The following is a 20,235-nucleotide window of genomic DNA, read 5'->3' as shown; positions in this document are numbered from 1 at the left end:
GATGGCGGCCTCCCCGTCGTCGTTACGGCTTCGGCACCGCGTGCGGTCCGCACGTCACGTCCGAGGCGTCCACCTTGCCGGTCAACAGGTAGCTGTCGACGCGCTTGTTGACGCACGGATTGATGAGACCGGTGACGCCGTGCGAGCCGGATCCCTTCTCCGTGACCAGGCGGGAGCCCTTGAGGCGCTTGTGCAGTTCGACGGCGCCGGGGTACGGCGTGGCCGCGTCACGGGTGGACTGGACGATCAGCGTCTTCGGCAGCCCCTTGTGGGTGCCGACCTCCAGCGGGCGCTGCTGCTTGCTCGACCAGGTCGCGCAAGGCAGGTTCATCCAGGCGTTGCCCCAGGTCATGAAGGGGCTCGACTTGTGAATGCGGGTGTTGTCGCGGTCCCACTTCTGCCAGCTGCGCGGCCACTTGGCGTCCGCGCACTCGACGGCCGTGTAGACGGCGTTGCTGTTCTCCGAGGCGGCGTTGCCCGCCTTGTCGGCCATGTCGGGAGCGGCCGCCTGGATGAGGGGCTTCGGGTCCCCGGCGACGTACTTGCTCCAGTTCGTGGCAATCTCGACCCAGGAGGAGTCGTAGTAGGGCGCGCTCTGGAAGTACGTCTGCAGCTCGGCGGGGCCGACCACGCCGTCCAGGGGCTGCTTCTTCGCTGTGGCCCGCAGCTTGTCCCACTGGGCGCGGACTTCGCCGTACGTCGTGCCGAGGTGGAAGGCGGTGTCGTTCTTCGCGACCCACGTCATCCAGTCGACCAGGCGCTTCTCGAAGGCCACGTCCTGGTCGAGGTTGACCTCGTACCAGATCTTGTCCGTCGAGGGGTTCACCACGGAGTCGAAGACCATGCGGCGCACGTGGGCGGGGAAGAGGGTGCTGTAGACGGCGCCGAGGTAGGTGCCGTAGGAGACGCCGAGGAAGTTCAGCTTCTTCTCGCCGAGCGCGGCGCGGATCACGTCCAGGTCGCGGGCGGTGTTGGGCGTCGTCATGTGCGGCAGGAGGTGGCCGCTGCGCTCCTGGCAGCCGTCCGCGTACTCGGCGGCGAGCTTGCGCTGGGCACGCTTGTCGGCCTCGCTGTCGGGGACCGGGTCGAGCTTCGGCGCCTTGACGAACTCCTGCGGGTCCACACAGGACACGGGCGCGGAGTGGCCGACGCCGCGGGGCTCGAAGCCGACGAAGTCGTACGCCTTCGCGGTCTTCTTCCACAGCTCGTTCTTGGTGGTCACGCGGCGCGGGAAGCGCAGGCCTGAGCCGCCGGGGCCGCCCGGGTTGTAGACGAGGGCGCCCTGCCGCTCGCTCTTCCCACCGGTGTTGCCGATGCGGTCGACGGCGAGCTTGATCTTCTTGCCGTTCGGCTTGGCGTAGTCGAGGGGTACGGTGACCCATCCGCACTGGATGGGCTTCTCCAGGCCCCAGTCGGCGGGGCAGTCCCGCCAGTCGATGCCGGCCCGCGCGGCGCGCTGGGCGGCGAGAGCGGCACCGCGGGCCTCACGGTCCTTCCCGGAGCGGGAGGCGGCGGCGCTCTGCGCGCCCGCCTTGGCATCGGCGTTCGCCGTGGGAGCCGCGACGGCACCGGCTATGAGCGTCACCGTGACGAGGGCACCCGCAGATCCGAGCACCGCCGTCCGTCTGGTCCCTGGGGTCCTTCGCAAGTGGGGCCTCCCGTACATCGATTCGAGCAGATTCGATCAGTACGAGGGATCCTTGCGCTTGCGGGGGTGCGGAGAACAGACGCGATGGAAGTTCTTTGCCAATCCGATAAAGAATCTCGCTGTCTATGCGGGACCCTGATGAGGCGTTGGACGGTCGCCCACCTTTATGAGCAGGCGATTTCTATCCGAAGTGCGACTCTGGTCAGTCGTAGTTATGCGCCGGTTACTCCCTACGGTTCCCAGTTGTTTCCCACTCGGTGAGACCGCTTCGACTGAAGCTCTTCCAAGGGTGCACTGAGACCACTAGACCAAAGAGGCCGGCGCCGGACCCCTGTGCACCCTTGGAGGCGTTGATGGGGTCCGGCACCGGCTTCTATGCGAACGAGCGACCCGCCGCGGCTGGCGCGGGAATTGGGTCGCTGGTTCGAGCGGCTACCCGGCACGCGCGGCCGGGCATTGGGGGGGCCGCCATCGGACCCACTACAGGGGTACGGCAGGCCGACAGCGCCTCCTCGGGGGCAGCGGTGCGCTGGACTCACGCCCCCGAAGCTCTCTGTTCACTTGCCTTCTCGGCGCGCTCAGCGGCAGCACTGGTTATAACCAGCCATGGACCGCATTCGTAGCTTCAGACCTCACGTCATGATCAACGTGATCGACGCCAGGGGTCCGGATGCCAGTCGCGCGCTACCGCCGCATCGCCGACAGCATCCGTCTTCGCATCGCCAACGGCGAATGGCGGCCCGGCGAGCCACTCCCGTCGCGTCGCGCCATGGCAGGCGAGTACGGAGTGCACCACGAGACCATCAACCTGGCCTACACGCTCCTGAGGAGAACAGGCTCTCTCGAGGGCGAGGAGCGGAAACAGGTCGTCGTGGCCCATCCTCCTGCTGTGCGCACCCTCACCGACGTTGACGCCGCCTGGCCCTACACCAGCGAGACCACTGACACACGCCCGCGCCCCGCATCGGAGGAGCTGGCCGAGCGTCTCGGAGTCGCGGCGCGAACGCTGCTGCAGCACGAGACGGTGGAGTGCCTGGATCCCGGGGGCCGTTCGGCGATGCTGGTCATCAGCTGGTGGCGTGGCCGTCGTCGACCGCACGTGACGTTCACGGCCGAGCTGGACACGATGCCGCTCGGCGAGGAGCAGGCCCACGCGCTGGGGCTGCTGATCGACACCATCGCGTTCCGCGTGGTGCGGACTCGTCTTGATGCGCATGGGACCCCTGTCGAGACTGCGGATCTGATCCTGCCGATGGACAGGTGGCGGATCCGGTTGCACGGCTGACCGGCCAGCACACGGGGTCTGGGTGCTGCGGGCAGATCCTGGCTTCTAATTGGGTATTCAAATGCATATATCTGCCATGCGGAAGACTGCGCACAGCGATCGTTGCAGTGTTCCGTTCGCACGGGGTGTGAACTCATCACTCATGGTGTAAGCGCTGGCCAGAGCCACGAACTGACGGTGCGCGGAACATCACCTTCGCGGCCGTGCACCCGGGCAGTCAAGGTGTACCCGCACTGTGGTCCCGCCCGCCGACGCGCTGTGGATGTCGTGGACGCTGTACGGCTGGCCCGGTCGGATCGGCTGGTCACAGCGGGCGCAGAGCACGACGAGCCTCCCGAACCTGCCGCCGCAGCCGCTCCCCGGCGGGGCAGGCCCTGAACTGCTGGCAAGCCGGGCACCGGTCGAGGTGGTCGAGGAGTTGGCCCTGCTTTTTGGTTGCTGCCGCGAGCGTCATGATGTCGATCCCGGTTTCGCGCAGGTGGGGCAGGAACGGGGGAACACGTCAGCTCGGTGATCGACGGCGGCATCCGGGCGGACCCCGAGGTCGACTGCCGTGGCGTTGTTGAGGTCGGCTTCACAGGAAACGCACGCGCGACCGCGGCGCTGTTGGGCACTCAGGTCTGCCAAACCTGGGGGCTGCTGCACATCCATGACGTCCCCACATTCGTTGATCAGGTCTGACGTGACCGTAGAACGCGGTACAACACAGTGGGGCACGCAAAGTGCGTGCCTTGTTCCGGGGGCGCGCAGTGGACACTTCCCGTATCGGCCGGCGTATCGCCTTCTGGCGTGAGCGACGCGGCTTCACCCAGGCCGACTTCGGCCGGCTCATGGGGCAGGGCAAGCGGTGGGTGCAGGACCTTGAGGGCGGCAAGCGGCAGCAGGATCCTCGCCTGTCGGTGCTGACGCGTGCGGCTGATGTCCTGCGCATCCCACTGGAGCAGTTGTTGTCCGACATCCCGCCCGCCCCCCAGGGCCCGTCCTCACCGCCGCCCGAGGCGCTCCCGGTCGTTGACGCCCTGTACAGCCCGCTCCCCGAGGATGCGGTCACCCCGACCGCGGACTTCCTGCGGCGGCGCCTGGTGTACGCCTGCGAGGCATTCCAGGCCTGCCATTACGCGGCCCTGGCCCGGGAACTGCCTGCTCTCATCGTCGGCGCCGAGCAGGCCGCCCACCACGCCCCGGCCGACCGTTCTTGCGAGATGCGGGGGCTGCTGTCGCGCGTGTACCAGCTGGCCACCTCCTACCTGCACAAGTACGGGCAGGCGACGGCGATCCAGGCTGCGCTCGCCGCGGACCGCGCCCTGGCCGCTGCAGACCGGTCCGGGGATCCGGTGCAGATCGGTGCCGCGTCACGGCGGGTCGCTAAGAGCCTCGTGTACCAGCAGCGCCCGGAGGTCGCGGTCGAGTTCGCGTCGGCCACCGCACGACGGTTGGCGAGCGACCTGGAGGATCGGGGGCCGCTCGGTTTGTCGACGCTCGGCATGCTGTACCTGTCCGCGGCGCTGGCCGCGTCGTCGCAAGAACGGACGACGGCCCGGGTGCGGGCGGCCTCCGGCTACGTTGACGAGGCGGGGGATGTCGCGGACCGGCAGGGCGGGGACCGCGACGAAGACTGGACACAATTCGGCCCGACCAACGTCACCTTGCACCGGGTCGACATGCTGGTTCGTCTGGAAGACGGCTGGTCAGCGCTTGAGGCCGCCGACGGGCTGGACGGTGACGCGGTCGGCGGCCTGTCCAAAGAGCGTCGTGCCGGGCTTCGTGTCGCCAAGGCACGCGCTTGCCTCTTGACACGTCGCCGCGAGCAGGCCGCCGAGGAGCTGCTCGAGGCTGATGCTCTCGCACCGGAGGAAGTCGAAGGGCGCCCAGACGCGGTGGACTTGGTGAAGGATGTCGTCGGCGCGACACCGGCGCCGGCCAGGGAGTTGCGTGACCTGGCGGCGCGTTGTGGACTGCGCGCATGACTCGAGTGCTCTACCTCATCGCGTGCGCGGCCGGCCCCACCCAGTACGTCGACGACGGTGTGCGTGCGGCGAAGGCAGCAGGCTGGGACGTCTGTCTGATCTTGACCCCGTCGGCGGCGGCCTGGTGGGAGCCGCGGATGCAGGAGTTGGTCGAGTTGACGGGGCATCCAGTGCGGTGGCGGTACAAGCTGCCGTGGGAGACGGACTCCTTGCCGAAGGCGGACGCGATGCTGGTGGCGCCGATGTCGTGCACGACGTTGAACAAGTGGGGTGCGGGGATCGCTGACACGGTGGCGATCGGGATCCCCTCGGAGGCGGTGCATATGGGGGTGCCGGTGGCGGCGATGCCGTACTTCAATCAGGCGCAGGGGGCTCAGCCCGCCGTGTGCACGTCGATCGCGGCGCTGCGCAGGCAGGGGGTCGCCGTGTTGTACGGGCCGGGCGGCTATCAGCCGCATCCGCCGAAGCAGGGTGATCCGCAGGCGTTCCCGTGGGAGAAGGCGCTCAGCCATTTCGGCGCGTGATCGTCATATGCCGGTCGCGTCGTAATCCTGGGCGATGTCAGACCCGGCGCCTAGAATCGCGGCATGATCCCCACTCCCCCGGACTGTGGTTCCGCGCGGTCTGCCGCGGTGGTGAACGACGAGATCCGGGAGCTGCTGCGGCTGACGGGCGGCTGGCTGTACGGGCAGACGCGGGCCCGGTATGAGGTGCTGGTCGCGGAGTGGACGCGCGCCGAGCAGGCGGAGTCGCTGAGGGGCGGGATCGTCGAGGCGGCGTGACGTAGCCTGACGTGACGGTGCCCCGCCTGCTTTCTCCAGGCGGGGCACCGTCTTGCGGTGGGGTCAAGCTTCGAAGTACCGCTGTTGGTCTGAGTCACGCGGTTCCCTCGGAGTGAGCCTTCTGGTTCAGTTGCTGGCGCCGTGCGCAGTAGTGCTCGGGCAGCACGTCGAGCCTCTCGCTATGGACAACGAACCCGCAGCCGGGGCAGCGCACGAATCCGGTGAGACACAGCAGCTCACCGGCGCCCATTCCGTCTGCTTCCATCGCCAGGAAGGCGACCCGGTTCTTCGGCATCGGGGCCCTTAGGCGGCGAGGTAGGCGAGCGGGTTGACGCCGTTGCCGTCGTCGTCGAGATCCATCAGCCACTCGTCGAAGAGGTCGTCGCCGAGGCGCGCATTCAGTTCGTCCATGATCCAGCCTCGAACGAGGGCGAGTTCCTTGGTTGCGGTCTTGCCCTCGGTGCCCATCCAGGCGAGGCACAGGGCCTCGTCGGTGAGGTTGGCGGCCATCTCGGCAACCTCCGCGGTGGACTGCTCACGAACCATGGTGCTCATTTCGTCTCCCCTGCCAGTCGGCGGTTTCTGTTTAACAAGAATGTCGCAGGCTTCCCCCCTTGTCAACCCGTCGCCGCAGATGGATGCTAGATTCTGTTAAACACTTAACCGAGGGGGAGCGATGGGGCGACCGGCCACAGGACAGACCAAGGTCATGGGCTTCCGCCCACCCAAGCCGCTGCGTGACGAGTTCGAGGCGCTGGCCAAGTCCGAGGAGCGCTCGCCGTCCGACGCACTCATCGAGGCCATGCACGACTGGGTGAAGAAGAAGCGGCGCGAGCACCCTGACGCCGGAAGCGCCGCCGCAGTGGAAGAACGGTGAACGACCTATGATCCGCTGGTGGCTATCGAACTCCCCGATGATCTGATCGCGCTGGAACGTTCCGCCGGGGCTGAGATCCAGGCCGGGACGCTGACCGTGGAGACCGCGCAGGCAGTGCAGGAGCGGATCACGGCGTTCGCCGCTGAGTCCGGGGAGTCGCGGCTCGCCGTCGAGACCGAGCTGAAGAAGCTGGTACGGCACCCGGAGACGGACAGCGACACGGCTTGATCACTTTATGGGGGCCCAAGTGATGCCTGACCTGCAGCAAGAAGAGCCTCTGACGGCAGAGCACCCCGCCGACGGGCATCACTCCGAGGGCGGGGCGGCAACGCTGCAGCCACAGCGCGGATGGGATGGTCGAAGTGTAGGCGGAGGCACTGACAACGGGGCTGGGTCAGGAACTGCGGGCGACCTGGAACGACGACTTCGGATTGTCGCGCATGTCGGCGATCGCTTCGACCATCGGGCGAATGGCTGCCCCTACAGCATCGTGTACAGCAAGCATGTCGTCGATCAGCTTCAGCGTGAACGGCGACGGCGTGGCGGCCTGTGGCAACTGGCGCCTGTCCAGCTGACGCAGCGCGCGATCGCGGTTGGGGTACGGGCGGTGCGGCATGGTCCCTCCTCTGGTCCGCCCCCAGGATGGCAGACCTGACCGCCACCCGTAGACTCGAACGTATGTCCGATCTGCCGCAGCCGTCGCGCCTGGAGAAACTTCGCATCGTCGAAGCCTTCCTCCGCCACCAGCTGGCGTCCGTGGAGCGCTGGATTGCGCAGGAGCCGCAGCGGCAGACGGAACAGGCCCGCGGCGTACAGGCCCGGCCGCCAGCACCGGACTGGGTCCTCGAGGTCGGCATCGGCGTCGACAAACTCCCCGTCGCCGTGCACGTCGGCGGCTGCCACATGATGGGCAAACGCATCCGCGGCATCCCCCGCGACCAAGCCGTCCGCGCACTCACCGAGGGCGTCGCAGCCTGCAGCCACTGTCGCCCGGACACCGCACTCGGCGCGCTCGACTGACCAGAGCGGCGCACCCTGGAGACATGGTCTCCGCCACCCCTGTAGTGATCTATCCGCCTGACGAGTCCGGTGGCCGCCGGGTTCGCATCGACGGCAGCATCTCCGGTCTCGCCTACTCCGTGCAGGACGTCGCGAGGTTCATGCAGGAGGCCGGGCTCCAGGAGTGGGATGAGATGGACGTCGTCCGGTCATCGCTTATCGAATGGCGGGGCGGCGGGCCCGACGACTGGATGCCCTGACATCTCTGCCGGGACCTCAGTAACGGATCACAGGATGTCGTCCGATGCCGCGTCGGTCCATTTGTCGGCTTCGCGGATGTAGCCCCAGAAGGCGGGGCTGTTCTGGGCGTGGCCGGACTGCTCGCGGATCTTCTCTTCGCGTTTGCCTGCGCGTCGTGAGGTGGTGATGAATCCGGCCCGCATGCTGTGGCCGGTCAGGCGGACTGCGACGCCTGCTCGTTCGGCGTTGCGGGCGATGATGTCGCGGACGGTTTCGGCCGTGATGTGCCGGTCCGCGATGTTGCCCCAGACGTCGATGGCGCGGAAGGCGGCTCCGGTGGTGATGCCGCTGGCGGCTTTCCAGGTGGACCACGCGCGGACGGGGCAGGTGTCGGGGTTCTTGCCGTACATGACGACGACCTCGCGGGCGGGCCTGCCCTTGACGCCGGGCACCCGCACTTTGAGGCCTTCGCTGTGGAGGTTGATGCCTTCGGCGCGGAGGGCGGCTACTTCGGCGGAGCGGCCTGCGATGAAGAACGCCATGAGCCAGAGGGCACGGTCGCGAAGTCCGGTGAGCCCGCCGGGTACGGCGGCGGCCATCTGTCGGAGCTGGTCTGGGGTGGCGGCTTTGGCCGCACCGCGTCCGCGCGCGATGCGGTCCTCGTCGTTCTTCAACGGCTTGAGGGCTTTGCGTGCGGCGACGGTGGCTTCCTTCGGCACTTCGACGCCGAGTCCGCGCGCGGTGACGGTGACCCCGGTGATCCTGCGGTCGATGCTCGTGGGGGCCGCGAGCTTGATCGTATCGAGCCAGACGACGAACCCGACGAGAGTGCCTTTGGTGACGGCGGTCAACGGCAGTGCGTGTCCGGTGCGTTCGGCGAGCCAGGCATGGAACTCCTTCCAGAGGTCCCAGTCGTTCTCGTAGCCGCGCTTCGTGTTGTCGGGGATGATCCTGTCGAGGTGCTCGTCGGCGGCTTTCTCAATGGCGGCGAGGACGGCGAGCGTCGCAGCGTCGTAGGCGGCGGGGATGGCGTCCAGTTGGCGGGGGACGAGGTCGGTCACGGCCGCCACTCCTCGCGGAAACCGGGACGGCCTTTCTTCTGGCGGGCGAGGAGCGCTTCGTGGATCTGTCGGTTGTAGCGGGCGTCCGCAAGCGCGTGGTGTTCCCCACCGTCCTGTACGGGAAGTCGCGGTCGGCCCGCGTCCACAATCAGGCTCTCCAGCTCGGTGAACCACTGCGGGATCTGATCCGGCATCACCTCCCAGTTGTTATTCCACAGTGAGTGCAGGCGGCCGATGTCCTGCCCGCCGTAGTACGCGTACAGGCGGGTCTCGGGCGCCCGCGTCTGGTTGAAGTAGGCGGCAACCCCGGTGCGGATCTGGTCGATGGTGCGGACGTCCTCGTGAAGCAGGTTCAACGCCTCAAGCCCACCGGGGTTGGCGACGAGCGGCAGAGACCGCCATACGTTGTTGACCATCCACGGGATCGCGACGAGCGACTTGACGTCCATGTCGGCGTTGACGGCGTAGAAGTCGACACCCTGGTCGTCGGTGAGGCCGATGGAGACGAGCCCGGCGGTGGTGGGGTCGGCGGGCAGGAACTCGCAGTCCAGGTACACGTTACGGACGCTCAAGGGGTGCTTCCTTCCGGGGTGGGCTGTTCTGTCATTGGCTCTTCTTGCGATTCAGTCGACCGCCTGCTCGACAACGAGCTCGGGCCCCGCCCCTGCGGGGCCCGAGCTGGGGTTCAGCGGCGGCGGTCGATCTGGTCGTTGGAGCGCCAGATCTCCTTGAGCTGCTCTCCGTTGGCGTCGCGCGTGTTGATGAGCGTGTGGTCGCCGCCTCCGTTCTGGACGGATTCGACGGTGGTGCCGTAGTCGGTCACGTCGCCGGGTTTGGCGTTGCTGGCTCGGGTCATGGGTTGATCCTTTCGGTAGTTGGGCGGTAGCCGGTCAGATCATGAGCCGGTACTCGTCAACGACGTCCGCAAGAGGCTTCAGCAGCCGCTCGGCGCGGTTGATGAGAGTCTGACTCTCCTTCTGGTCCGTGGTGATGAGAGCTTCGGCGAGTTGAGTGGCGGCTGCCTGGATGTCTTCGGCGTTGTCCATCCGGGCGAGTCCGAGGTTGATGCCAGCGGTGGCGACCTGGTCGGTGAAGCTGGCGGAGGTCGTGGCGGGCCGCTGGTCGGCAGCGACCGCGATATCGGCGGCGTGACGGTCGATGAGGCTCTGGAAGGTCGTCGTAGCGGCCATCAGTCGGATTCCCTGACGCCCGTCTTGGCGTCTCGCTTGAACATGGCAGTCCTCTCGGTGAGTGGTCGGGCCTTGCGGACCAACGTACATCTCGCCTTTATGTACATCAAGACGCAATGGTAACCTCGCCTCTATGGACGCCAATGCCGAGGACCAGCCCATCGCGGTAGCCCGCGCGAACATCAGCAAGCTGCACAACGCCGTGCAGCTACTTCGGCGCGTCTACTTCCTGACCAGCAGGGGCACCCGCGAAGCCGCCGTCGTGCCCGTTGACCTCGGCGAACTCGTCCAGGAAGTTGGCGGCCCGGACGCTGCCGTCACGATCCTCAAAACGCACCTCGCCGAGCAGGAGTAGCGAGCCGCTCGGGAGTCGGACAATCACCCCAAATAACGCCCGCGATATGGCATGTTATCGAGAGCGGCTGCCCGTCAAGCGACCGGCTCACAGGTGCAGTTCACGGGCGGCCCACTTCATTGGTGTCCCGTCTCACGCGACCCGCTCCAATCTCACCAAAGCTGATCCGATCCGGGCCTGCGTCTCGCTGAACCTGCTCTGCGACTGACCATCGTGAGCCGGGGCGTTTCCGCGTCTCAGGGAAGATGCCTCGTTCGGGTGGTTATCTCACCGAACCTGTCCTGCTGGCGCTTTCGTGGTGCCTAACGTCGCACATCTGCGACGTAGCGGGAGGGCGCGATGGGCTCAGCAGCCCTGAGGGTGGATCGTTCGGGCAAGCCGGGAGCCGGTTACGGGGTGGAATTCACGGTTCCGTCCGAGGGGCGGGTGGTGGGTTCTCTCGCCGATCACTGGAGCGTCAAGTTCGAGGATGCTTTCCCTGTCAGGTCGTTCCACTTCGCCAAGGGGTCGCGGAGTTATCCGGGTCTGTACTGGTCGGCGACGGTGAACCGGCACGTGGGGTACGAGTCGTGGCTGGAGCGGGATCATCTCAGGCTTCTGGACTTCGACCGGCGGATCGGCGCCGTCTCGTCACAGCCGTTCCGGATGAGCTGGTTGCAGGAGGGAGTCCAGCGGCCGGGGCGCGACGTTCTCCATCGTTCACAGCTCAGTAACGAGGGGCCGCACCATCCGGCAACCCCTCTCCCCCGCCCGCCGCTTCTGCCCTACGGTGTCCCGATCAGCTCAATCCTGGGGGCGCACATGCGGGTTCGATCTACAGCAGCCGCAACGGCTTTGCTTCTCGCCGCGCTCACCGCCTGCGGAAGCGACGACGGCGACCCCGACGAGAAGTCGGCCGCGGCGAAGCCGTCCACGAAGAAGATCGACTGTACGGACCAGTACGTCAGCCAGAAGGAATGGCTGGACCACTGCGCCGGTAAAGAAGGCGCCGGCGGAGACGGGGCCGAGGGGCAGGCGACTAACCTCAAGCTCGGCGAGCCCGCGCAGACCATCGGCGACAGCGGCACAGGCGTCCTCCAGATCACCCCGGACACCGTCGTGTACGTACATAAGAGTGGCACCGAGCCCGCCGAGAACGGGGTCTTCGCCGTAGTCACCATGAAGGACAAGGCGATGACGGGGGCGCCGGCTGACGAGGTGGCGCCGATCAGCGGCGGAGGCTGGTCGTGGATCGCCCCCGACGGAGAGTCGATCGGCTTCGACAGTGGCAACGCTTCCAGCGTCACCGTCGATAGGTATAACAACGCCGATCCTGTGCAGCCGGGCACCTACCAATGGCGGCTCCAAGCGTTCGACCTGAAGCCCGCGCAGGCAAAGGGCGGAACCCTGATCTACGTGGACGGCGAGGAAACCGCTCACCGCTGGAAGATGCCTGCCGCGGACACCGGTCCGCACGTCGCCGAGCTGAAGAAGCAGCTGGCGGAGTAGACGCAGCAATGCCCCCGCCACCCGCCCTGAGGCAGGCGACGGGGGCGTCATCAGTTACTCAACCGGTCCTTCGGGTGGGACATCCGGCTCCAGGAAGATCCCCTCGTAGGAAGGTTCCGGCTGCGGCTCGGCCAAGCCGAGTTCGACGAGGGACGGCATATCGCCTGCCGAGTCGTCGATGCGGCGGTCCATGGGGCGCGGGTCGGGCATCAGCTCTCCTCAGTACTGGCGGCGCTGTGGATCGAGGGCGACATTCTGTGGGACGGGGTCTGGCTCGTCGGGGTCCGGGGCTCCGTCGCGGTGGCAGATCAACGCATCCGGGTCGGCGTCTGGGGGGCGGAGGCTGTAACCGTCGGGGCACGTCTGCCCGTCACGGCCGTCGGCCCCGTTCTCGCCGGCGGGCCCCTGCTCTCCCTGCGGGCCGGCGGGCCCGGGTTCGCCTTGAGGGCCCGGTGGCCCCGCCAGGCCGTCGGCGCCTGAGTTGCCGGGCGGTCCGGTCTCGCCGACTCCGTCCGCGCCATCGCTGCCCGCTTCGCCGTCTTCTCCGTCGCCGCCGTCCTGACCGGGCGGCCCCTTCTCCCCCGGCCTGCCGGGTTCTCCGTTCTCGCCCTTGGGGCCGCGGGGGCCGGTGATGGATTCGCCGCGGCTGCCGGGCGGGCCCGCCACCGGCTTCCCGCCGAGGCGTTCGACCTGCGAGGCCAGAGCATCCCGAGCCTGATTGGCGGCGCGCAGGTCCTGGCTGAGGGACTGCATGGTGATGACGACCCATGCGAGTGCGGCCACTCCTGCGACTGCGACCAGGGCGAACCACAGGTCTGCGCGGCGTCGCGCTTTAACTGGGGAGGTGTGAGGCCTCACGCGCCCGCTCCCCTCGTCGAGAGGTACACCTGCAGCAGCACGAGGAGCACGGGCACGACCAGCCCGGTGAGGATGAGCCGCCGGTCGGCCCGCCGCTGGTCCTCGACCTTGCGCCGTGCCAGTTCGTCGTCCCGGATTTCCTGCACGCGTTCCGCCTCGATCGCCGCCACGCGCGCGATCAGCTGCCGGTGCACTTCGTCGGCGGTGCGCCGCTCCAGCTCGTAGCGCTCGACGCTGACCTTCTTGTCGAGCCGTGCACCGTACTCGCGGAGGTCTTCCTTGAGGTCTGCGTGGATGGCCTCAAGGCGTCTTGCTACCTCTCCGAGGGTCGGCTCGTCGGCCACGTGCTGCTCCGCTCAGACTGCCGTCGGCGGAGTGGACGTCTTGGGGGACACCTGAACCCGGGTGAGCAGGGTCAGTACGGCCAGGACTGCGGCGTTGATGGAGCCGACGGCTTCTTGGGAGACCTCGTAGCCGAAGGTGGCGACCAGGACCGCCCCGGAGGCGACCACTGCGGTGAAGGCCTGCGGGGCGATCGGCCGGGTCATGGCCGCAGCGATGGCGCCGAGCATGGCTGTGGCGACACCGACGATGGCACCGGCTGTTTCGGCGGACAGGCTGGTGACACCGAGGGAGACGATGAGGCCGAGTACAGCCGACAAGACGTTGAGTAGGACAACCGGTTCTCTGCCGAGGATGCGCATGGCAGCCTCTCCGTTCTGCTCGGGTTCACTGTTTGAGGGACAGGACGATCGCGATGATCGTGGCGACGGCTCCGATGGCTGCCAGTAGGTAGCCCCAGCCAGCGGTCAGTCCGGCGCCTTTGCCTTCGCTGCGGTTGACGCGATCTGCGAGCTCGACGACGACCTTCTCCAGCGCTTCGAACTGGGCGATAGTGGCCACCCCGACACGGAGCTCATTGAGGAGCTCAAGCCGCTTGTCGACAGACAGCTCGGCCTTCTGCACGGCTTCCTTGGCGGCTTGCATCGCCGCCTGGACCGCTTCCTTCGCGGTCAGGAGAGCTGCATCGAGGGCCTTCTGCTGCGCTTCATACCGCTGCTGGCCTCGTATCTCCCGCTCCGCGAGGAGGGCTTCGAAATGCTCCTTGAGGGACTCGAGCCCCCATCCAGATCGGGCCACGGGGCCCTACTTCCAGTAGAGGCCGCGCAGGCGCGTGGTGGTGATGGTGATGGACCTCTGGTCGTCGGCTTCCACGGGCCAGTAGCAGGCTTCGAAGCGGAGCTTCTCGGAGGCTGCGATGGACCCGGAGTTGTGGAAGTCGGCGAACGTGTTGCCCGCAGTCCTCTGCCGTTCGCTGAGTCCGGCTGTCCAGCGGGTGCCGTCGGGTCGGTGGTGGTAGAAGCGGCCCTGGAGCGTCGCGCCGTCGGGGAGTTCGGCGGTGATTTGCGCCATCGCCTGGTAGGCGGTCGCTCCCGTGAGGAGGTCGATGCCCTCGATGGGGATGGTGGTCCACTTGCCCGGTATCAGCGGGCGGTCTGCCGTCTCGTACCGGCCGAGCGTGTGCGGCACTTCGTCCTCCTGCACGGGTGGGGTGGTGGTGCCGCCCTTGGCGACGGCGAGGATGGCGGCGATGGGGAAAGCTCCCGGGTCACCGTGATCGTTTTCGGGGACGTGCTGGTGCCCGCAGTGACCCTTGAAGCCTTGCCAGCGGCTGCCGCTCATGCGCACGGAGCTGTTGCCGTAGCTGGATGGGTACGCCTTGAACGTGAGTCCCGAGGACAGTGGTACGCCGTGGTTCTGGTTGGCCCACTTCGCGAACGCAGCCAGGTCCCGGATTGCCCAGTCGGGGAGGTCTGGTGTGTAGAGGTGGGCGTATCCGGCGCGGCTCCACTTGGTGTGGGTGGCCGGGTCGCAGGTGCCGACGATCTCGACCTGGCAGGCGTTGAGGGTGTTGGTCTCTACTCCCCCGGCCTTGTTGACGAGGGCGCGGGAGGAGACGTCGAAGTCGAAGTGCTGGTGCCAGACGAGTCGCTTCGCGGCGAAGTCCGGTTTCGCGGTGAAGTTCGGCGCTTCCGCTCCCCCGCCGTAGGAGGGGAGGCTGGTGCCCTCGGTGGTGTGCCAGACGATGACGTTGGACTCCATCGCGGAGCCCGGGTACTTGGAGCCGTACCAGTAGGTGGTGCTGGCGCCGGGAAAGCGTTGCGGGCCGCTCTTGGCCATGGTCGGCCCCTTCTAGTAGTCCCAGGTGGTGCCGACGAATTGGGCGTGCTCGAGTGGCCAGGGCTGGTCGTGGTCGTGCCATACCTCGACGCCGACCGACTGGCTGGCCTGACCGGCGAAGAACCAGCTGGTGGTCTGCCAGGACCGGCCGGGGGTGGCGATGCGGTCGTCGGCTCCGGTGTCGTCACGCTCCCCGTGGGGGTCGCGGATGAAGCGGCTCATGAACTGCCGCGGCCTGCTGTCGCCGTCGGACACAGTGATGGCGGCCCAGCGGAGGTTGCGGGCCCACAGGAAGTCCCCGTCGAACGGCGGCATGATCAGCGAAAGTTGGCGGGCCATGGAGCGGTCATTGCTGATGACCCGCTCGTAGGTGACGAGTGTCCACGTTTCCGGCGGGATGAGCTGCGGTTTCTCGCCGCGGTACAGCTTGCATACGGTGGCCACGCCATCCTCCTCACAGGCTGCAGAAGGTTCCGTTGAAGGACACCCACGGCGGTTGGATCTTCGGGTTGGCGGTGGCGGAGGTCGTGCCGACGATCTGTATGCGGCCGTCCGTACCGATGTCGATTTTCACGGAGAGGACGTCCGAGTCCGTCGTCGAGCAGGCCCCGGTGAGGGATCGCAGCGACGACGGGCGGGCAGCCGTGACCAGGGGGGTGTTGGTGACGAACCCGCCGTTGGCGATGACCTTGGGGCTTCCGCTGTATGTGCAGTTCACAGCGCCGCGCAGCATCAGCGTGTCCTCGCCGAAGAGATTCACGATGCGGTACTGCAGGTTGCCGTTCGAGTTGCCGTTGTGCGTGAAGCCCGAGGCCAGCGACACGGTCGACCAGGCCTTGGTGCCGGAGCCGATCACCGCCCAGCCGCTGCCGTCGTACACGGTGAGCAGGTCGACGTCCCGCAGCCAGGCCACCATGCCCTCGACCGGGGCCGTGAGTGTCGCGGACCGCTCAGACGATGAGGCGAACCGCATGTTCGAGCGGGGTGCGATCGCGTTCCCGAGATCTTTGGCGAGCTTGGCCGCGTCGGGTGGGTCGGTGAGCGCGGCGATGCTGATGCCCTGCCCGTAGTCGTCTGTAGTGGGCATCAGACCTCCGGCACATCCGTGGAAACCGACGCCGTGCGGCTGACCGTGACGGTGGTGGCACCTTCGAGACCGGAGGCCGCCCTGGCCAGCTCCCAGATGAGGGAGGGCATGGTGTCGTCTGTGACAGGCGAGTAGTCGCCTTCCCGCAGAGCTATATCGATCATTGATTCGCCGCCGTTCACGACAACGCGGTACGTGGCTGCAGCCATCACGGCCCTTTCAGTTGAGCGGGTAGCGGAAGCCCTTGAGGGCGAACCACAGCGTGTCGACGTCGCCTGCAGCTGCGGAGATGAGGGAGACGGTGCCGTCCGAGTCGAAGTCGACCTTCACGCTGTGGACGACGGAGGTGCTCAGCGACACCCCGGTGATCGAGGTGGCGTTGCGTGGGGCGACGAACGACGCGCGCGCAACGGGCCGGAACGTGGCGGCCAGCGCCGCGGACAGGACGTTGGCGGTCTGGGCGCCGCTCGCGCGGGTGGCGCCGCCGTCCCACTCCATCCACCAACCGCCCTGCCAGTTGATTCTGCGGTAGCGGATGGGCCCGTTGTTGTTGCCCTGGCTGCTGGTGTTGCCCTGCGTGTAGCCGGTTCCGAGCGTCGGTGTGATCCATGCCGGGTCGCCGCTGCTGAGGCGCCCCATGGCGAGCCAGTTGCCGTTGCTGGACTGGTCGATGCGGATCACGTCACCGACGAGCGGCAGCGTGTACGTCTCCATCCGGCGTGCGGTGATCCCGTCGGCGGTGACGACGGTGCCGTCGCCGTTGACGGTCTGGACGGTGGCGAGCCGCCAGTCCGCACCCCGCACACTTGTCGCGGTCGAGCCGGCGGACACGGCCTGCTGCTGGAGGGCGTCGGCGAGCTGACGGACTGGCCCGAAGTTGGACTTCACGAGTCCTCCTTCGCCGCGATCGTCGTGATCGGGAAGTCGCCGCCGGTGTCCAGCGGCACGGAGAAGGACTGCACTTGGTGGAGTTCGCGGGTGCCGTCGGGATGGATGACGCGGATGACGTCGCCCGGTTCCAGTGCAGGGTTCGGGAGCGACGAAAAATCTCCTGAAGCGTTCGGTGCCTTCCCGGCTGCCAGCTTCAGAGCCGCTGCCTGGGCGCAGGCGTTGACCGTGGTGAGCGTGCTGGAGCTGTAGAAGTCCGGACGGCGTCCGTAGGGGCCGCCCCAGTACGTCGGGGAGTTCGGATCGGCGTCGACAGCGAGGTAGGAGACCGGGGGAACGTTCTCCTCCGTGTTCTCACCGCGCGCCAGCCAGCCGTTGCGGACCCCGTCGCTGCTCATGGCCCTGCTGCCCGAGACGTACACGCCCCGTTCCCCCGCGGCGACCTCCCAGACTGCGGGCGTCGTCTCAGGATCGGGCAGTGTGGCGATGACGAACACGCCGTCGGCGTTGGTGTAGCACTCGGCACCCGCCGCGGCGACGATCTCCTGAACGCCAGCCCATGGATCGGCTTCGACGTCGAACGTCCTAGCCCCGATGGGCGCGTCGACGATCGTCGAGATGACGTCGGCATCCGGGAGGCTGCGCTGGATGAGGGCGGTGGCGGCACCGACGACAGTCCCGGTGGCCTTGTACGGCTCGGTGAGTTTGTCGTCGGCGACGCACGCCTCGAGGCTCTTGCCCTGGAGGGTGACGGGCCCGTCAGCGGGGTCGCCGTCGACGCTGTCCAACCGGAAGACTCCGAGCGGGACGAGCTCCTGGCTGCCGTCGCCGTAGGTGACGCCGCGGGCGATCCGTAGCCGGGCCCCGTAGGTGGCGAGTTTGTCGGCAGGCGTGCGCGGGATGAGCGACACGTCCGCCGTGGTGACGGTGCAGGTGCGGCGGATCGTCTGCCCGCGGTCGACCGGCACGGATCCGCCGGTGTGCTCGATCGTGACGACCGACCCGTCGGTCTTGAAGAGTTTCACCTCGGTGACGGGGGTGTGCGATTCGCCGAGGCGCGGCAGGAACCGGACGCTGACGGGGTACACGACTCACCCCATCCTGCGGTTGAGGAGGGTGTCTTCCCAGGTGGCATACGTGGTGAGGAGGTCAGCCCACGTGTCGAATTCGGCGAGGACGTCCTGCCAGGTGCGGCCCGCGGAGCCGCTGAGCCCTGTCGTGACGGGCATGTCGGACTGCGTGAGAGGCAGTGTCCAGGCCCGCCAGGGTTCCATGGCGGTGCCGCCAACGCGGGTCTCGGAGGCTTGGGCGACGCTGACGTACATGTCGTCGACGCCCATGCCGGGCACGGCCTGCCACAGCAGCACGTTCCCGGAGTCCAGTAGCCAGTGGAGGGCTTTGCGTTCATCGTCGGTGCGCGTCCACAAGGCGAGGTCACCTTCAAGTCCGCCGCGGATGTCGCTCAAAGTCACCGCGTTGCGTCGGCCCTTGACTCGATAGGCCGCCTGCTCGACGGGCCGTTGCCAGTCGGGCGGCTCCGAGATCATGAGGCGGATGTTGCGCTGCGGATTCCCTGGATCTTTCAACCAGGCGAGGTTGGGGTCTCCGGCTGTGATCGTGACGTTCTCCGAGGCGCGGGTTCCGGGCGTGGTGGCCCCGTCCGGCCACAGCTCGATGCGGTACAGCACGGGTACGCCGAGGGGCGCCTCATAGTCCTCGATGATCATCAGGTCGGAGGTGATGCGAGTCCGGTCAAGAAGCCCCAGAGGCCCGCGCACCAGAGTGCGGATACCGTCGAGCCCCTCTCGGTAGACGCTGATCGACTGCCCGACAGCGAGCTCCCGCAAAGTCAACGTGATGCTCGCGGACTCGTCGACCACCGTGACAGCGGTGAGCGGCACAGCCGCCCACAGGGCCGCCATGTCGACGTACATCGCCGAACTGGTGGCGCCCGCCGTGAGGGTGAGCTCGATCGCCCCCTGCGTCGCGGTGGCGGGCACGCTGGCGTCCGTCGCCATCGCATACCAGCTGGCATCCGGGAAGCTGTAGCTGGTACCGCCGGTGGTGCCCAGGTCGACGTCTGCCGCCGAGTACCAGCGGACCTTCACGTTCACGGTCCACGAACCCGCACCGAGAGTGGCGAGGATCTGCGCCCGGTAGCTGGACCCCACGCCGCCAGGAGCGGCGAATTTCGCCGAGCGGACCACGCTGGCCGTGGCCGTCGCAGAGGTCACCGACAGGGAGTACGAGCCGTCGTAGGCGGTCTGCCCCCACGGTGTGGAGCGGCTGATGGCCGCCACCCCCGAGGGGCGTGTCCAGCCGGCGACGCCCTGCTCGAAGCTGCCGTCGGCATACGGGAGGACCGTCCCGGCCTGCACGATGGGTGCGACAGTGACGACCGCCCCCTCGATCCGCAGCACCTGACCGGCAGATGCCCCGTTGACCCCGGCGGCGATACCGCACGTCGCCGCATTCGACGGGGCGATCGCGGAGGCGCGCTGCCGGTACCAGCCCGACCCAGGCGTCGGCGAGACGAGGGTGGAGCGGATGGCGTTGATCTGGTTGCCGTTGGCGTCGTAGTACCGGAGTTCAATCCAGCAGTCGGCCAGCAGCGTCGGCGGGTTGAGGTAGGCGTAGGCCAGGTAGTCGGTGCCCGGCGTGACCGTGGGCCGGTCGGTGGAGACCGCGGCGGCGTTGCCCGCACCGGTCGCGGTGACCGCGATGGTGTGGCCGCCGGCCAGGTAGTTGTCGACCGCCCACAGCACGGGAGGTACCTGCCGGGTGACGGAGGCGTTGACCTCGGCCGTCCACCCTGAGGCGTCGATCTCGGCGGACTCCGTGCCGAAGGCGAAAAGGTTGCCGGTCGTGCGGATCGGCAAGCCGAGGTAGACGTTCTCCCAGTACTGGTTGACGAGCCCTGCAGCTGGAGTCGACGACAGCAGTACCTGCGCCTGCGTCGCCCCCGCCGGCGCCATTCCGGCAACGCCGACACGGTGCCAGCCGCTGGATGCTGCCAGCGTGACCAGGGACCAGGTCACCGAGATTTCGGTGCTGGTCGCCGACAGCCACCGGATGCCGATGCGTTCGGGAACGACCCCGGCCGCGTCAGCGAACGTCTGGTACGTCGTCCCGGCGGCGACGGGGTAGGAGGAGATGGTGCGGGCCTGCATCTCCCCCGCTGTCACGCTCTTGACGACGAGGCAGCCGTCCCCGTTTCTCCCTCCCGTGCCCTTGGCCAGCGTCGCATTGAGCTTGGTTGTCCAGCCGCTGGTGTTCGGGTCCACCGATTCGGTGGTCGCGGACAGGAGATTCCCGGGGATCGGCATGTC

31 protein-coding genes are annotated in these 20,235 nt (G+C 67.7%); 12 read left to right on the top strand and 19 right to left on the bottom strand.

Annotated elements, in window-relative coordinates:
* Window positions 1-22 precede the first annotated feature (22 nt).
* Window positions 23-1,666, bottom strand: coding sequence for an alpha/beta hydrolase (locus AC07DI_RS35270; RefSeq protein ID WP_384252718.1), 1,644 nt, complete (start codon window positions 1,664-1,666; stop codon window positions 23-25).
* Window positions 1,667-2,318: 652 nt separating this feature from the next.
* Here AC07DI_RS35270 and AC07DI_RS35265 point away from each other — a divergent pair.
* The 6 genes from AC07DI_RS35265 (at window position 2,319) to AC07DI_RS35240 (ending at window position 5,682) form a co-directional block, all read left to right on the top strand.
* Window positions 2,319-2,933 carry a GntR family transcriptional regulator gene (locus AC07DI_RS35265; protein ID WP_478908842.1) on the top strand — a complete coding sequence of 205 codons (615 nt, stop codon included), beginning with the start codon at window positions 2,319-2,321 and terminating at the stop codon, window positions 2,931-2,933.
* A gap of 235 nt (window positions 2,934-3,168) precedes the next feature.
* A complete protein-coding gene (locus tag AC07DI_RS35260) occupies window positions 3,169-3,447 on the top strand; it encodes a hypothetical protein (RefSeq protein ID WP_478908840.1) in 279 nt (92 codons plus the stop codon).
* A complete protein-coding gene (locus AC07DI_RS35255; protein ID WP_478908839.1) occupies window positions 3,444-3,614 on the top strand; it encodes a hypothetical protein in 171 nt (56 codons plus the stop codon). Before AC07DI_RS35260 ends, AC07DI_RS35255 begins: the two co-directional genes overlap by 4 nt.
* Window positions 3,615-3,682: 68 nt before the next feature.
* Window positions 3,683-4,900, top strand: coding sequence for a helix-turn-helix domain-containing protein (locus tag AC07DI_RS35250; protein ID WP_478908838.1), 1,218 nt, complete (start codon window positions 3,683-3,685; stop codon window positions 4,898-4,900).
* A complete protein-coding gene (locus AC07DI_RS35245; RefSeq protein WP_478908836.1) occupies window positions 4,897-5,424 on the top strand; it encodes a flavoprotein in 528 nt (175 codons plus the stop codon). Before AC07DI_RS35250 ends, AC07DI_RS35245 begins: the two co-directional genes overlap by 4 nt.
* A gap of 63 nt (window positions 5,425-5,487) precedes the next feature.
* Window positions 5,488-5,682 carry a hypothetical protein gene (locus tag AC07DI_RS35240; RefSeq protein ID WP_478908835.1) on the top strand — a complete coding sequence of 65 codons (195 nt, stop codon included), beginning with the start codon at window positions 5,488-5,490 and terminating at the stop codon, window positions 5,680-5,682.
* Window positions 5,683-5,776: 94 nt separating this feature from the next.
* Here AC07DI_RS35240 and AC07DI_RS35235 read toward each other — a convergent pair whose 3' ends face one another.
* The gene (locus AC07DI_RS35235) at window positions 5,777-5,977 is read right to left on the bottom strand and encodes a hypothetical protein (RefSeq protein WP_478908833.1); all 201 of its coding nucleotides are present in this window, start codon (window positions 5,975-5,977) and stop codon (window positions 5,777-5,779) included.
* A gap of 8 nt (window positions 5,978-5,985) precedes the next feature.
* Entirely contained in the window at window positions 5,986-6,237 is a 252-nt protein-coding gene (locus AC07DI_RS35230; protein ID WP_478908831.1) for a hypothetical protein, read from the bottom strand.
* A 121-nt stretch (window positions 6,238-6,358) separates the two neighbouring features.
* Here AC07DI_RS35230 and AC07DI_RS35225 point away from each other — a divergent pair, with 121 nt between their 5' ends.
* Entirely contained in the window at window positions 6,359-6,559 is a 201-nt protein-coding gene (locus AC07DI_RS35225; protein WP_478908830.1) for a hypothetical protein, read from the top strand.
* Window positions 6,560-6,577: 18 nt separating this feature from the next.
* Entirely contained in the window at window positions 6,578-6,787 is a 210-nt protein-coding gene (locus AC07DI_RS35220; protein ID WP_478908828.1) for a hypothetical protein, read from the top strand.
* Between the two features lie 166 nt (window positions 6,788-6,953).
* Here AC07DI_RS35220 and AC07DI_RS35215 read toward each other — a convergent pair whose 3' ends face one another.
* Window positions 6,954-7,175, bottom strand: coding sequence for a hypothetical protein (locus AC07DI_RS35215; RefSeq protein WP_478908826.1), 222 nt, complete (start codon window positions 7,173-7,175; stop codon window positions 6,954-6,956).
* 62 nt (window positions 7,176-7,237) lie between these two features.
* Here AC07DI_RS35215 and AC07DI_RS35210 point away from each other — a divergent pair, with 62 nt between their 5' ends.
* Window positions 7,238-7,579, top strand: coding sequence for a DUF6233 domain-containing protein (locus tag AC07DI_RS35210; protein ID WP_478908824.1), 342 nt, complete (start codon window positions 7,238-7,240; stop codon window positions 7,577-7,579).
* 23 nt (window positions 7,580-7,602) lie between these two features.
* Entirely contained in the window at window positions 7,603-7,818 is a 216-nt protein-coding gene (locus AC07DI_RS35205) for a hypothetical protein (protein ID WP_478908823.1), read from the top strand.
* A gap of 27 nt (window positions 7,819-7,845) precedes the next feature.
* Here the strand turns inward: AC07DI_RS35205 and AC07DI_RS35200 are convergent, their stop codons facing one another.
* From AC07DI_RS35200 to AC07DI_RS35185, 4 genes are all read right to left on the bottom strand, one after another.
* Entirely contained in the window at window positions 7,846-8,859 is a 1,014-nt protein-coding gene (locus AC07DI_RS35200; protein ID WP_478908821.1) for a tyrosine-type recombinase/integrase, read from the bottom strand.
* Entirely contained in the window at window positions 8,856-9,431 is a 576-nt protein-coding gene (locus AC07DI_RS35195; protein WP_478908819.1) for a 3'-5' exonuclease family protein, read from the bottom strand. The genes AC07DI_RS35200 and AC07DI_RS35195 overlap by 4 nt, the downstream gene beginning before the upstream one ends.
* Window positions 9,432-9,544: 113 nt before the next feature.
* Window positions 9,545-9,715: a hypothetical protein gene (locus AC07DI_RS35190; RefSeq protein WP_478908817.1), complete on the bottom strand. Its 171-nt coding sequence runs from the start codon at window positions 9,713-9,715 to the stop codon at window positions 9,545-9,547.
* 34 nt (window positions 9,716-9,749) lie between these two features.
* Window positions 9,750-10,049 (bottom strand): hypothetical protein, encoded by a 300-nt coding sequence (locus AC07DI_RS35185; RefSeq protein ID WP_478908815.1) that lies wholly within the window; start codon window positions 10,047-10,049, stop codon window positions 9,750-9,752.
* A gap of 133 nt (window positions 10,050-10,182) precedes the next feature.
* Here AC07DI_RS35185 and AC07DI_RS35180 point away from each other — a divergent pair, with 133 nt between their 5' ends.
* Both AC07DI_RS35180 and AC07DI_RS35175 read left to right on the top strand, forming a co-directional pair.
* The gene (locus tag AC07DI_RS35180) at window positions 10,183-10,404 is read left to right on the top strand and encodes a prevent-host-death family protein (RefSeq protein WP_478908813.1); all 222 of its coding nucleotides are present in this window, start codon (window positions 10,183-10,185) and stop codon (window positions 10,402-10,404) included.
* 339 nt (window positions 10,405-10,743) lie between these two features.
* A complete protein-coding gene (locus tag AC07DI_RS35175; protein ID WP_478908812.1) occupies window positions 10,744-11,892 on the top strand; it encodes a hypothetical protein in 1,149 nt (382 codons plus the stop codon).
* A 54-nt stretch (window positions 11,893-11,946) separates the two neighbouring features.
* Here the strand turns inward: AC07DI_RS35175 and AC07DI_RS35170 are convergent, their stop codons facing one another.
* The 11 genes from AC07DI_RS35170 to AC07DI_RS35120 form a co-directional block, all read right to left on the bottom strand.
* Window positions 11,947-12,102 carry a hypothetical protein gene (locus tag AC07DI_RS35170; RefSeq protein ID WP_478908810.1) on the bottom strand — a complete coding sequence of 52 codons (156 nt, stop codon included), beginning with the start codon at window positions 12,100-12,102 and terminating at the stop codon, window positions 11,947-11,949.
* A gap of 9 nt (window positions 12,103-12,111) precedes the next feature.
* Complete coding sequence (locus tag AC07DI_RS35165; protein WP_478908808.1) at window positions 12,112-12,675, bottom strand: collagen-like protein; 564 nt, start codon at window positions 12,673-12,675, stop codon at window positions 12,112-12,114.
* Between the two features lie 71 nt (window positions 12,676-12,746).
* A complete protein-coding gene (locus AC07DI_RS35160; RefSeq protein WP_478908806.1) occupies window positions 12,747-13,094 on the bottom strand; it encodes a hypothetical protein in 348 nt (115 codons plus the stop codon).
* A 12-nt stretch (window positions 13,095-13,106) separates the two neighbouring features.
* Window positions 13,107-13,412 carry a hypothetical protein gene (locus AC07DI_RS35155; RefSeq protein ID WP_478908805.1) on the bottom strand — a complete coding sequence of 102 codons (306 nt, stop codon included), beginning with the start codon at window positions 13,410-13,412 and terminating at the stop codon, window positions 13,107-13,109.
* A gap of 67 nt (window positions 13,413-13,479) precedes the next feature.
* Window positions 13,480-13,890, bottom strand: a complete 411-nt coding sequence (locus AC07DI_RS35150) for a hypothetical protein (RefSeq protein WP_478908803.1) — start codon at window positions 13,888-13,890, stop codon at window positions 13,480-13,482.
* 6 nt (window positions 13,891-13,896) lie between these two features.
* The gene (locus AC07DI_RS35145; RefSeq protein ID WP_478908801.1) at window positions 13,897-14,931 is read right to left on the bottom strand and encodes a hypothetical protein; all 1,035 of its coding nucleotides are present in this window, start codon (window positions 14,929-14,931) and stop codon (window positions 13,897-13,899) included.
* A 12-nt stretch (window positions 14,932-14,943) separates the two neighbouring features.
* On the bottom strand, window positions 14,944-15,375 hold the full coding sequence (locus tag AC07DI_RS35140) for a hypothetical protein (RefSeq protein WP_478908799.1): 432 nt from the start codon (window positions 15,373-15,375) through the stop codon (window positions 14,944-14,946).
* Window positions 15,376-15,385: 10 nt separating this feature from the next.
* Entirely contained in the window at window positions 15,386-16,018 is a 633-nt protein-coding gene (locus AC07DI_RS35135; protein WP_478908797.1) for a hypothetical protein, read from the bottom strand.
* Between the two features lie 219 nt (window positions 16,019-16,237).
* Entirely contained in the window at window positions 16,238-16,906 is a 669-nt protein-coding gene (locus AC07DI_RS35130) for a hypothetical protein (protein ID WP_478908796.1), read from the bottom strand.
* Complete coding sequence (locus AC07DI_RS35125; RefSeq protein ID WP_478908795.1) at window positions 16,903-17,994, bottom strand: DUF5047 domain-containing protein; 1,092 nt, start codon at window positions 17,992-17,994, stop codon at window positions 16,903-16,905. The genes AC07DI_RS35130 and AC07DI_RS35125 overlap by 4 nt, the downstream gene beginning before the upstream one ends.
* A 3-nt stretch (window positions 17,995-17,997) precedes the next feature.
* Window positions 17,998-20,232: a hypothetical protein gene (locus tag AC07DI_RS35120; RefSeq protein ID WP_478908794.1), complete on the bottom strand. Its 2,235-nt coding sequence runs from the start codon at window positions 20,230-20,232 to the stop codon at window positions 17,998-18,000.
* Between the last annotated feature and the right edge of the window lie 3 nt (window positions 20,233-20,235).

The organism is Streptomyces sp. NPDC044106, from assembly GCF_056433985.1.
Note: the sequence above shows the minus strand (reverse complement) of the source record. Positions and strands in the feature narration are given on the sequence as shown.